12 protein-coding genes are annotated in these 12523 nt (G+C 49.6%); 7 read left to right on the forward strand and 5 right to left on the reverse strand.

What is annotated here, in order from left to right; genetic code table 11:
- Positions 1–322: 322 nt before the first annotated feature.
- The gene (locus C1N58_RS20385) at positions 323–2422 is read left to right on the forward strand and encodes a sensor domain-containing phosphodiesterase (protein WP_173476986.1); all 2100 of its coding nucleotides are present in this window, start codon (positions 323–325) and stop codon (positions 2420–2422) included.
- A gap of 607 nt (positions 2423–3029) precedes the next feature.
- Here the strand turns inward: C1N58_RS20385 and C1N58_RS20390 are convergent.
- Positions 3030–3272 (reverse strand): biofilm development regulator YmgB/AriR family protein, encoded by a 243-nt coding sequence (locus C1N58_RS20390; RefSeq protein WP_058702157.1) that lies wholly within the window; start codon positions 3270–3272, stop codon positions 3030–3032.
- Positions 3273–4015: 743 nt separating this feature from the next.
- Here C1N58_RS20390 and C1N58_RS20395 point away from each other — a divergent pair.
- From C1N58_RS20395 to C1N58_RS20410, 4 genes are all read left to right on the forward strand, one after another.
- Positions 4016–4321, forward strand: coding sequence for a hypothetical protein (locus C1N58_RS20395; RefSeq protein WP_394550272.1), 306 nt, complete (start codon positions 4016–4018; stop codon positions 4319–4321).
- A 277-nt stretch (positions 4322–4598) separates the two neighbouring features.
- Entirely contained in the window at positions 4599–4838 is a 240-nt protein-coding gene (ycgZ, locus tag C1N58_RS20400; protein WP_394550776.1) for a regulatory protein YcgZ, read from the forward strand.
- A 134-nt stretch (positions 4839–4972) separates the two neighbouring features.
- Entirely contained in the window at positions 4973–5242 is a 270-nt protein-coding gene (locus C1N58_RS20405) for a hypothetical protein (RefSeq protein WP_033739952.1), read from the forward strand.
- 131 nt (positions 5243–5373) lie between these two features.
- Positions 5374–5646: a biofilm development regulator YmgB/AriR family protein gene (locus C1N58_RS20410; RefSeq protein ID WP_394550273.1), complete on the forward strand. Its 273-nt coding sequence runs from the start codon at positions 5374–5376 to the stop codon at positions 5644–5646.
- 105 nt (positions 5647–5751) lie between these two features.
- Here C1N58_RS20410 and C1N58_RS20415 read toward each other — a convergent pair whose 3' ends face one another.
- The 3 genes from C1N58_RS20415 to C1N58_RS20425 form a co-directional block, all read right to left on the reverse strand.
- Positions 5752–5949 carry a hypothetical protein gene (locus tag C1N58_RS20415; protein WP_394550274.1) on the reverse strand — a complete coding sequence of 66 codons (198 nt, stop codon included), beginning with the start codon at positions 5947–5949 and terminating at the stop codon, positions 5752–5754.
- Positions 5950–6074: 125 nt separating this feature from the next.
- The gene (locus C1N58_RS20420) at positions 6075–6578 is read right to left on the reverse strand and encodes a hypothetical protein (protein ID WP_375094047.1); all 504 of its coding nucleotides are present in this window, start codon (positions 6576–6578) and stop codon (positions 6075–6077) included.
- A 32-nt stretch (positions 6579–6610) separates the two neighbouring features.
- Positions 6611–8539 carry a methyl-accepting chemotaxis protein gene (locus C1N58_RS20425; RefSeq protein ID WP_394564447.1) on the reverse strand — a complete coding sequence of 643 codons (1929 nt, stop codon included), beginning with the start codon at positions 8537–8539 and terminating at the stop codon, positions 6611–6613.
- A gap of 919 nt (positions 8540–9458) precedes the next feature.
- On the opposite strand from C1N58_RS20425, the gene C1N58_RS20430 reads away from it, so the two are divergent.
- Positions 9459–11003, forward strand: a complete 1545-nt coding sequence (locus C1N58_RS20430; protein ID WP_394550277.1) for a methyl-accepting chemotaxis protein — start codon at positions 9459–9461, stop codon at positions 11001–11003.
- Between the two features lie 100 nt (positions 11004–11103).
- Here C1N58_RS20430 and C1N58_RS20435 read toward each other — a convergent pair whose 3' ends face one another.
- Positions 11104–11688 carry a phage repressor protein CI gene (locus C1N58_RS20435; RefSeq protein ID WP_054633073.1) on the reverse strand — a complete coding sequence of 195 codons (585 nt, stop codon included), beginning with the start codon at positions 11686–11688 and terminating at the stop codon, positions 11104–11106.
- A 426-nt stretch (positions 11689–12114) separates the two neighbouring features.
- Here C1N58_RS20435 and C1N58_RS20440 point away from each other — a divergent pair, with 426 nt between their 5' ends.
- Positions 12115–12510, forward strand: coding sequence for a hypothetical protein (locus C1N58_RS20440; protein ID WP_394564448.1), 396 nt, complete (start codon positions 12115–12117; stop codon positions 12508–12510).
- Positions 12511–12523: the final 13 nt, after the last annotated feature.

Consider the following 12523-nt stretch of genomic DNA (forward strand, 5'->3'; position numbering starts at 1 on the left):
CCGTTTTACACAGATAAGCAGCCTCAGACTATGAAGTTCATCTCTGAGAGGACGATAACAGTAAAAACGGGGTCGAAGTTAAAGGCGATCCCGTGATCAGAGCAGATGACTGAGATTGGGATTTTTGCTGTACAGGCGGGCCTTTGTTGCGGTTTCAGGTTGGCAGATAACGTTTACCTGGTTCTGTCTGATTGCAGGCGTCCTCTTTTTACTGTGAGATGCCCGGCCACAGTATACGACCTCAGGAGGACATACTCTGAAGCACTCAAACGAAAACGGCGCTGAAGAAGCGCGCTTGCGTGCACTGGCCCAGTATAACCTGATGGACACGCCGCCGAATGAAGCGTTCGATCGCCTGACGATTCTGGCCGCGCGACTGTTTAGCGTGCCGGTGGCGTTTGTGTCACTGATCGATGAGAAACGCCAGTTTTTCAAGTCTCGCTATGGTCTGCAGATTACTGAAACCTCGCGGAGCGTGGCGTTCTGCCATCATACGCTTGAGAGTGACTCGATTCTTTGTGTACCTGACGCACTCAACGATCCCCGCTTCTGTAACAGCCCGCTGGTGCTGGGTTATCCCTATATTCGATTCTATGCTGGCGTCCCGCTGATTACGCCCGACGGGCACAGGATTGGGACATTATGTCTGACCGATAATCATCCCCGCCCTGCAATGAGCCCAACGGATCGTCAGAACCTGACCGATCTGGCTGCGCTGGTGATGGACCGCATGGAGGTTCATCGTATGGAAGTGCTGCGCCACGCCAGTCAGCAGCGGCTTGAAGCCATATCGGTCACCTCGCCTGATGCCATTATTTGTACCGATCTGAATCGCGGGATTACATTCTGGAACCCTGCCGCGACCAACATGTTTGGCTATGACGCCAGCGAAATGATGGGAAAATATGTCGCCGGACTGATCCCGGAACGCTGCCAGACCGACTACCGCAACGAACTTGATCGGCTTGAGCATGACGATGACGCGATCGCAGTCCCTCGTACTCTGCAGATTTGGGGGAAACGCTGCAACGGTGAAGAGTTTCCGGCAGAAGTTTCTTTCTCGGGCTGGCGCGAAGGGGAGGAACGCTATGTCGGCATGATTATCCGCGATGTTACGCTGCGTTATGAAAGCGAGGCGCGACTGTGTGAGCTGGCGTCACTGGATATGCTGACGCGTCTTGCCAGCCGCAGTGCGTTTATGACCCAACTCAGTAAGCTGACGGAATCCGGCGTACCTTATACCTTGCTGATGACGGATTTAGACAGTTTTAAAGAGGTGAACGATACACTAGGCCATGCCGCAGGCGATGCCTTGCTGTGCCATGTGGCTGAGCAGATTCGCGCGGTTTGTACCCATGCGATTGCGGCAGCCCGACTTGGCGGCGATGAGTTTATCGTCCTGCTACCCAATGGTTGCGATGAGGCCATGGGGATAGCGCACATACTCACTGCGGCCATCCAGATGCCATTTGATTACATGGGATCGGTGCTGACGGTGGGAGCCAGCACAGGTGTGGCCTGTTTTCCCTTACATGGCACCGACACGTCATCGGTCATGTCAGCCGCCGATTTAGCGCTGTACCGCGCCAAAGCGCGCGGGAAAGGCCAGTCTGTTCTCTTTCAGCCTGAATTCCGTGAGGCGGAACAGGGGCGACGCCGTTTTGAGCGTGAACTGGAAGCTGCGGTACGTCAGCATCAGTTCGTTCTGCATTACCAGCCGCGTTTTAATGGGGCCGATGGGACATTGATCGGCTGCGAAGCACTGGTGCGCTGGATGCATCCCGCGCGTGGCATCCTTTTTCCCGCTGAGTTTATTGATATGCTGATTAAAAGTCCGCTGTCAGTCAAACTTGGGGAGTGGATCATTCAGTCCGCTGTCAGTCAAATTAAGCAGTGGCGGCGTCAACACGCGGCCTTGCGTGTCAGTATTAATCTGTTCCCACGTCAGTTGCTGGAAACGGGTCTGGCCGATGTTATCCGTCACTGTGCCGGGGAAGATGCAGGCTTTGTCGAACTGGAAATCGATGAACCGCTGCTTACCGACGCCGATGAGACAAAATTACAGGTTCTGGATGCGGTTAAAAATACGGGGGCGTTATTTATCATCGACCATTTTGGTCGCAGCCTGGCCTCGCTCAGCCTGTTGCAGCATCGCTGTGTTGCCGGTCTCAAGATAGATAAATCGCTGACGGGCCAACTTGAGCAGAGTAACAAAGCCCGACTGCTGTTTAACGCGATTGCTTCGTTAGGCAAAAATATGGGCATCACGGTCGCGGCTGAAGGTATTGAGAACCGTGCACAGCATGAATTCATTTGTGCTGCGGCGTGTGACATTTTACAGGGCAAACAGATGGGGGCACCCGTCAGCGCGCCTCGCTTCGAAAAGCTTTATGTTACGCCGCTCAATTGCCCCCAACCCTGATTTGCTGTTCTTCCGGCGTTAACGTTTAGGGTCCTGAGCGTTAACGAAGATGACGCTGTCCTGACCGATGTGGCAGAAAAAACGGCACCGCGAGGGTGCCGAAGTGAGCAACGTTTGTCAGGACAATCATTGTGATAATCAACTCACACTAAGATTATCGGCCCTGTGCCAGGAAGATTGAGCGAACCGATGACACGTTTGTGAAAACGTGACGCGACGCAGGTTTTAAGCGGTCTGAGGGCATTTATCCGCAAAAAAAGAGAGAGGCATTTCAGGTATAGAGAAAATTTGTTTGATCCCGGGTGGCGACAATCCAAAGCGTGAACTAGTGTAATAACGCTGTTTGGAAGTCATTTAGGATTTCCCTGAGAACTCCGGCCCGGACCTTTAACGAGGTTCGGGCATTTTTTTGCACTTTAAACAGCGCCTTGCCTCTCTGTTACACGTTCAACGCGTCAGGGAAGGCCGTAAATCTGCCTGCAGGCCAGCGCTGACGGAAGCCCGTTTTCTGTGCATAACGACAGAAGACAGAGTAAGAGAAGGAAGGGCATTAACGTCAGCGTGGTAATGGTGAGTCGAGAGGCAGGTAAGCAGGCGCGTGTAACGTTTATTGCCTGAAGAGCAGCGTCAGAAGTTCACGATAATGTGACGCATCGTCCTCATTCGTTGCCGTTTCAAGACAACCAATCAGCTTCAGACAGATGATGCGTCGACTCACAGGCTTATTTTCGCGAAGAATTTCGACTGCGATCCTGCCAAGTGTTTCAAGTTGATATGGGTGATCAATCTGGCTGAAATAATGGGCCAGATTGCTGGTTTTTCCTGAGGGCGGCAAACCGTCCTGGCGCATAGTGTTCCTTGAAGCTGAGTAGGGATATTTGTGCGCAAGTTAACCGATCCTGGGGGCCGCTGTACAGCAGTATTACCGATTGCTGGCGAAAGAAAGGTTGCCAGCCGTCTGGCTTAGATCTGGCAGGGTAAAGCGGCGATATGTAAGGCGGGCACTGGCGCTTCAGAGCTGGCTGACAGCGGCGACTGGCTTCCCATTGTGCGTGAATATTTCAGTCTGTGATAAGAGCATAAACGCCGCTAAATGAACAGGCACAGGCATGGCGCACGTTAATAATAACGTTTTAGTGCGAAGCATTACCGAAGAGAATAACATTATCATTAGCAGGGTTTTATTCATGGGGCGTAAACAGTCGCCAGGAAGTATAACCATCAGCGCCACAACAAAAAATATTAATACTGCTCTTACAAAAAGCTGAACGATAATATCTCGACGTTGACGGATATCTGTCTTTACGTGCCTTTGAAAATACACGCATAACGCCGGGCCAGGCCTGGCAAGGCCTGCAGGTGTTGTCAGACGTACTATAGATATATTCAGAATAGTCTTTATCAGACAGCATTCAGGCCAGGAATTTAATAAATTTATTGCAATTCATTAAGTTAAAACAGGCATTTCAAAAGTATCATTTTTATCACTTCAGGCTACTATTCTTTCGGCAGAAAAAGGCTTTTGTCATCTGTTTGATTATTACTAGAATGTGAAAAACAATAGTGATTAATTGCCCGATTGAGGAGCGTAAAGTGTTATTTCACGACGATGAGAAAAGTCATGTCATTCTTGGCGAAGCGGTGGTCAATCTTGCCCTTGGTGAGAAAGAAATTAGTATTGATACACTCATTGCGGAGCTCAATATGATGGCCGAGTCAGAAACCTGTGATAACAGATTAGCCGACATTTTTTCGGCGCGACGCTGGCTAAAGCAGTTCAGACCTTCACCCGTCAGGAGGGATTCCGGCCTGCGCTGGTTAATGACAGCCAGTCAGGAAGGAAAAACAGATGAAAATGTTATTCGTCTTAATCCGGAAGAGGATGACGACCGTACATAGCCAAACGTTGGCAAGTTAGTCAAGAAAAGGTAATCAATGACCTCTCTGCCTCTGCTTTACCGCCTCGCCTCTGCCCTGTGGTGTAATCACAACGCTGTAAGACGGTTAGCGATCTGATACTTACGCAAGTGACTGTTAAGTATGATATAGCACTTTATGCACAATAACCCTGCCAGCCAGTTAAGAGAATTCCTGTACAATTTTCCAGATGTTGTATAAGTTTAGTGAACATTGCGTTGACTAACGTTTATACTATTTCTCATTTGGGAGATTCATGATGCGTCAGAACGAAAATACGTCCAATACGGTTCACGATATTGCCCGTTACTTTGGCAACGACACGCTCCCTTACGAAAAAGCGACGCTGGGTCAGGTCATCGTGGAGATCCTTCATGCAGGCAAAAGCCTTAACCGTAAGGCCATTTGTAGCGCGCTGATTCGTAGACTGAGTCAGTCGGCCAGTCCGCTTGAAGAGCAACATTATCAGAAACTGATCAGTATGCTTTTTGACCGCTGAACGCTGCGACTCACACGTGCATTCACGTCCCGCAGCAGTAATCTGATTGGTCAAATAAGCAGGTCATCAGAGGCCTGAGCATTTGAGGCTGGTTTGCCCGGTTACAGGGGCACAATGTCATCAGGAATGCGGGTATGCAAAAAGATAAACAAGAGAAACTTATTGAAATTGTCATGGGCGAGGCGATTACCGCGTTGCTTGACAGCAATGACACCATCAGTGGTGCGACACTGGCAAACAGACTTAAGATCATGCTCCGGGATGAAACTCACGACGAGCGGCACGAGGCTATTGAAATGGCGCTCACGGAAGTTCGCAACGAGTTTGCCTCCGCACGTGACCCGATTGATGCCACCGTACTGGCATTTGGTCAGAGCATTCCGGACAACAGTCGTAAGCACTAAGTCCGGGCGGCCTTCAGGGCGATGCATGCAGGGTAAAAACGCAGCGGTTGCTGGTATGCACGCAGGATTGCAGCACTGAACAGTCAGTATGACGTCACTTACCTTCACAGATACAGATTAAGAAGATCATCATGCCGAATATTATCGACATTGAGCAAAACACGACAGAAGCAGAAATACTGCATCTCTTTCGCCGTGCGGGTGACACACTTCAGGCTGAAAATGCAGTGCTGGATGCGGTGATTCGTGACATCGTCATTCAGGGACAAAAGGTGACCAGTAAGGCCATCATCATACGTCTGATTGCCGAACTAGAATGCACGGAAGATAGCACCGAGTTGGCCGTGTTACGCCATTGCCTGGAAATTGTTGTGGGGCGAACATCCTCCAGGGACGATGCGTAAGATACAGCCTGCGCGGTCTCGCTGAATCTGTCATGGAATAAAAGCGCATCGCCCTGTACTGATAAAGCGGTATCGGTGCCACCGCTAGTCCGGTGCTTCATCATCTTAATGAAACTGTCGGGAAAGCAGGCGTATCGCTTCCTGACACGCTTTCTTTTCAAGCTGCTCTGTGCTCTGTTCACTGTAATTATGCAGTGAACTGACAATATCCTGAAGATGGAGCTCGCCATCGGGTTTAAGCAAACGCGCAACTATCGTACCAATAATGGAATAGATGTCTTGCATGGCGGTGTCATCACTCATTCGACCTCCGTCAGCGAAAACGTGCCTTTATTAATCAGCGCGTCGGTTATGTGAATACCTTTCAAGGCGCTTACTCGTGCAAAGCGTTTTTCAGAAAGTAGGGTGAGCCGCTGCCTGGCAGCGACTTAATGAAGGTGATGGATACTGAGATCACCGAGTTCTGTCGTTTGCGATTCAGCCGGACGAGAAATCATCTCCGCACGGATTTCTTCAATGGCCCGCAATGCTGCGCGAATGCGTACCTCATCACTTTCGGTATCCAGAAGCTGTTGCAGCCGCTCAAGGAGAAGGCGCCAGGAAATTGCCGCATCCTCATTCAGTAGCTGCGTCACCATCTCTCCGATGATGATGTCCGTCATTTTTTCGTCAAAAACGTTATTCATATACTCCCCGGAAGGCGGTTCTGAGACCGAAAGATTAGCACAGGTTTTTCCAGTGGGGGTTTGCTCAGCATCAAAATGAGACTGCACGGATGTGCAGGCGGCACTGCAATGGCACCGAAAACCTTTACTGGCTTTTTTTGCGGGCAACAGAATAAGTTTCTTTGAGCAATCATTCAATTGTACATTGACGTATTTTTCATCTTTGCCAAAGAAAGAGCCCGGGCAGTGCCGGGCTCTGGCGGTCATGCTGCTGCATCGCCGGTTAACTGAGCAGGCGGTCAGGCTGTACGAAACACAGAAACCATGTCGCGCAAATCACTGGCCCGTTTTGCCAGTTCATCTGCGGATGACGCCGACTGCTCAACCAGTACTGCATTTTGCTGTGTCACCTGATCCATCTGGTTAACGGCAATATTAATTTGGCTTACGCCGCTGCTCTGCTCTTCAGACGATGATGAGATATCGCGAATCAGCTGAGAGGTTTGCTCTATGGCCTCAACGCTCTGCTTAACTTTGCTGCCCGCATCCTGCGCCAGCGTTAAGCCTTCATTCGACTGAACGACAGATTGCTCTATGAGACCTTTAATCTCTTTCGCGGCACCGGCTGAGCGCTGCGCCAGTGCGCGCACTTCGGCCGCTACTACGGCAAATCCTTTACCCAGTTCGCCGGCGCGAGCCGCTTCAACGGCGGCGTTAAGCGCCAGTATATTGGTCTGAAAGGCGATGCTGTCAATGACGGCGGTGATTTCCTCAATCTGGCTTGAGCTGCCACGAATCTTCTGCATTGTCGCCATGACAGCGTTCATCGCATCACCACTCATTAAGGCCGCATTAGTCGCCGATACGGCCATATCGGAGGCGTAACGTGTGTTATCGGCATTCTGTTTAATAATGGACGACAGTTGCTCCATACTGGCGGCGGTTTCAGCCAGCGAGGCGGCCTGTTCCTCCGTACGCGATGAGAGGTCGTTATTACCCATCGCAATTTCTTCCGACGAGTTGGCAATGGTTGACGCGTTATTTTTGATACTGGTCACTAACAGCGAAAGACGTAGCTGCATCTGCGCCAGGGCATTCAGCAGTTCGGCGATCTCATTATTGCCCGATACCGTTATTACGGTGGTTAGATCACCCGCTGCAACTTTACTGGCCACTGCCACCGCCTCTTTTACAGGGCGCGTGACCGAACGACTAATCATAAACGCCACAAAGACTGCAATGAGTGCTAACACCAGTAATGCGGCCAGCAGGATATACTGCGAATGACGACGTTGATCGATTTGATCGTTGAGCGTGATTGCCAGTTGCTGGCTGAGTTTGGTGCCAAGATCGTTATAGGCGTTAATCGCCTGGGTAAAGTCTTTTACGTAGTCCAGAGGCGTAATCTGCACGGTTTTCGTGATAAAGACGTTTTCCGCCATCTTAAGCACGCTGGCCGAACGTTGATAGGCGTCCTGCGCCTGCGCGGCAAAGTCAGTTTTCAGTCCTGGCTCTACGGTAAAGGCTTTATTCAGTACATTACTGAATTTCTCCAGTGCATTTCGGCCGCCTTCAAGTTGATATTCCATGGCGCCACGATAGGATTCGTCAGCTTTATCCCCCGCCGCAATGATGGACGTACCACTTGCCCGGATGCGCCCGAGCGTTTCGGTCAGCTCTGGCAGGCGGCCATAAATACTCATAATAAGTTGATAAGTATTCAGGTCGGCATCTAAAGAGAGACTATACAAATCAAGAATGTCTTGATTCGTGTCCAGCAGGTTTTGAATGAGTTGGGCATAATGCGTCAGGCTGCTCGACAGCGTTAACTTCCCCGTTAACACGTCCTGTTGTAGCTGTGACCATGCGGTCTGAACGTTTAAAAAACGCTGAGTGGGTTGTGCGCTGGCATCATATTGACGCAATTCAGAGGCTATTTTTTCATACATTGCATCGATCTGAGAAGCCAGCGCTACGCGTGGTGCGTTATCCAGCTTATTTTGGGAAATAGCGATGGCGCTTTCCGCACGATGGCGCTGTATCAGGTTAAGTAATGTCAGGATATCTTTTTCGATCGGTACGCCCTGTAACTCTTGTGTTTTTACGTTAATCGCTTCATTACCCGTCTGAATAAATAGATAGGTAGGTAATATAAATAAAACCAGAGCAAAAATACCGAGGATAAAAAATTTTGTCGGCAGGCCGAGTTTGTCGAGAATCTTTTTCATTACTTACGGTCCAGGTGGAGTGGTGTCTTTTGATAAAATCATCAAAATATAATTATGTTATGTTTTTACTGTAATAGAATGGAAATTTTTCGCTTATTATCAACGATCTGTTTGATTTAACGGCAGGGCGAGACCCATTTTTCACAGTGAAAGACAGTATAGAGTGCATTCTTCTGTTTATCATGTTAAAGATTCACTAAATTTTCTTTTCAGTGTGGCTAAGCCAAATTATTTTTCTTTTTTAATTTTCATCTAATCATAAATAGGTATGTATGGGATGCTTGTTATAAAAAAGCAGCCTCGCTCGCAAAGAATGAAAAAAAAATTAAAGTTATCCTGAGGGGTGACGATAATGGCGATCCTTATTTTTTAGTCAACAATAAAGTCTTACAGGGCTTTTACCGGGTAATATTCTGGTCAGATAATTAAAGCCATATGACTTACGATGAGTATCGCCACGTGCTCAATACCGGTTAAACATACATTCCGCTTACTCCCGCAAGACGTTTTCGAAGCTGAGGATTGTGTTGCAATCTCTGTGCCGCGTTTTGTGTCGCTGCGTGCGTCATCGCCTGCGTGTTTTCCTGCGCTTAAGTATTGTTTACAGTGAAGAAGTGGTACACGGTAAGGCACGCTCTGACGCCGCAGCGGCAAACGGCGAGTCTTCCCTGTTAACCACGATTGAATATTTTTTCTTATCGCCCGAAAGTAACCAATACAATGTTTTATTCTCTTTTTCTAAATGAAATTCTTCTCTTTTAGTTTAAGATTTAATATTCGTCAAATTAATTTTGTTTTTATTTAAAAGCTATAATTATCAATCATTTATTATTTTTTTTGTTGAGGTTGTGTTAATTTTTACTGTGGATTTTTCTTTTTTAACCGATATCTGTTTTTCACCATAAGCAGGGAGTCCATAATGAAAATTTCAACGCGCCTGACGATGAGTTTTGGCCTTTTAATTACGCTGTTTATTATCTGCACCTCAGTGGCCTATACCGGTATGAATAATGCCCGTAACGGCATGGATGAAGCCGTAAATGTCAAAATGAAGAAATACCGTGTGGGGATGGACATGTACGGTGGGTTACGTGACATGGCCGTCATTGTGCGTAACCTTGCCCTGATTAAGGATCCCGACCAAATGCAGCGAGAGTGGCAACGTATTGTCACGCAAAAAGCGAGCTATAAAGAGAACCGTGAGCGTCTGGCTGCAATGGTTGCCAGGGATTCAACGCCAAAGGCCAGAGAGGCCTTTGATAAGATAGTAAGTAGCGAGGGCCCGGTACTGGCGGCGCTGGAACATGCCGGCCAGCTTGGCTTACAAAATAAGCAGCAGGACGCGACGTCTTATCTGATAAAAACGGTTCGGCCATTGCAGGGGCAATTACTTGAGTCGCTGAAAGAGATGACCAGCCTGCAAATGGAAGACAGTGAAAAGTCCGTTGAAATCACCAGTCAAAATGTGCGCCGGGCCACGCTGATTCTGTTGATTCTTGCCTCCCTGTCGGTGGTCGTTTCCGTCGCAGCGGGGTATATGATTATACGCGTGCTGATGCGTCAGCTCGGTGGTGAACCTGCTCAGGCGCAGGCATTATCTGCGGCGATTGCCGGCGGCAATTTAACCGCACCGGTCACCTTGCGTGCCAACGATTCAACCAGTCTGCTTGCTTCTCTGGCGAATATGCAGTCCAGTTTGCGGCGTCTGGTTAGCCAAATCAAAGAGACCGCCGGCTCCGTCGCTTCGGCATCCGATGAAATTGCTCAGGGCAATACTGAGCTGTCATCACGTACAGAACAGCAGGCTGCGGCCCTACAGGAAACGGCGGCCAGTATGGAGCAGCTCACCGCCACGGTGAAGAGCAATACGGCCAGTGCACAACACACGGCTACCGTTGCCCGCGAGGCTGCAACCCTGGCGCGCAGCGGCGAGTCCGAAGTCCAGCGCATGTCTCATACCATGAATGACATCGCCCTGAGCGCGACAAAAGTACGCGACATCACAGGCGTAATTGAGAGCATTGCGTTTCAGACCAATATTCTGGCGTTAAATGCGGCGGTTGAGGCAGCGCGGGCGGGAGAGGGTGGGCGCGGTTTTGCCGTCGTCGCTGGCGAGGTCAGAATCCTGGCACAGCGTAGCGCCACTGCCGCAAAAGAGATCAAGGAACTGATTGAACATGCGGTGGAACAGGTGGATAGCGGCGTTCATGTCGCCGCCGGAACCGGAGAAAGTATTCTGAAGGTCGTTGGCATGGTCAATGCACTGGCGGGCGCAATGGATGAAATATCAATGGCTTCGTCAGAGCAGATGCAGGGGATCTCGCAGGTCAGCGTTGCCGTCAGTCAGATGGATGGGGTCACCCAGAATAACGCGGCGCTGGTTGAAGAATCCTCATCCGCCTCGCACTCCCTGTCAGAGCAGGCGCACACCTTACGCGGCATGGTTGAAGCATTTCAGGTTTGATCGCTTAACAGGGGCGGTAACGCCCCTTTTTTATATCACAGAGTCTGGCTTGCCCAGCCTCACGACAGGACATCCCCGCGTCGCCAGGCAATCGGGCCTGTCACTGAATGGTCAGTACAACCCGGCCAATCAGTTTGATGTCATCAATCCCACAATCAAAGGCCACGCCAATCCCGCTGACGTGGACTTTCCTGACCGGAATACGCGTCAGCGTTCTGACGCTGGCTGTGCCTTCAATTTCGACCAACCAGACGCCGTCATGCATATCTTCGAAGTCAGTATCGATGATGTATTGCGTGGTTTCGGCCAACAGTAAAAAAGCGTTGCGCGGTTCCTGCTTCAGGGGCGCATATAAGGCTTTATCCAGCATCACATAACCCGCATCCTCGATTTTTCCGCTGATTAGTCTTTTTCTAACCAGTGTCGGTGTGTCAGGTTTGCTTTCTGAGAACTTACTTCCTTTACCCGTAATCAACCATTGCAAGTCCGCCCCCGTTTCCATAACGCACTGCAAAACGATATCTGACGGAAAAACATCACGTTTATAGCGTGCAGACAGGCTGCTTGCGGCAATTCCAAGGTGATCTGCAAGCTGCATTTTCATGGTAAAGCCATAGGCATCGACAACGCGATCCAGAGCTTCAGCGCTCGAGTTCGGAAATTTGAAATTAGTATAAACGCTCATTTTCATTGACACTTAGATTCAGACTAAGTATCCTCCGGTTTTAGTTAGCTTTTGATTGATGCAGCAGCAGGCGGCTTTATCAGATAACGAAAGATTTTGCCTGATGAGGCCCATTTTTACAATCGTCATGCCGGAACCTTATCGCGTCGCTCACCTGTCTGCGTGTAACGGTCAGCACCGGTGAGATAAGGCAACAAGGGCGATTGTGTCGGTAAGCGCCGCGATTGCACGCAAGATGTGAGTGAAAGTGGTTTAACGCCTTGTCGTGCTGACACCGAGGCCAGTTGTCTTACCGTTTCGCTTAATGCTTAACAAAAGCCAGCGATGAGACAGGCGCGAATCCGTCATCAGGTACAGACACCATGATGTCAGTGACGGTGGCGACTGGTCAGTCAAACCCGATGCAAACTTTATCGGAGGAAAACAATGAGCCGCACCGTCCAGATAAAAAGCCCGCTATCCGCTTCGCATGCCGAAGCGCGTTTTGACAACGGCAGCAGCGAAAAGATGACCTTTGATGAATTTCGTCAGCGCTGGCGCTTGCTGCGCGACCGCAACCGTAACCCTGCGCTGCGGTACTTCAATCATCAAAATAACGATTTCAAATTCTGTGTTTTAACGCTGGTCAATCGTGACTGGCCCGGCAGTTTCAGGCAGGAAGATATTGGCAAACCTTTCGAGTGTTTCGATCAGTTACGTCGTGAACGCATCATCATGGCGATGAACAAGCTGGCGCGCTGGGAAAGATATTGCCGCGACAGTTCTCAACGGCGGACTGCTTTTTGCCTGAATAAACCACCTAATCGTAACGCAATGACGTAAACCCGTCGGGCAT

The sequence above is a fragment of the Pantoea sp. SGAir0180 genome, from assembly GCF_043546245.1.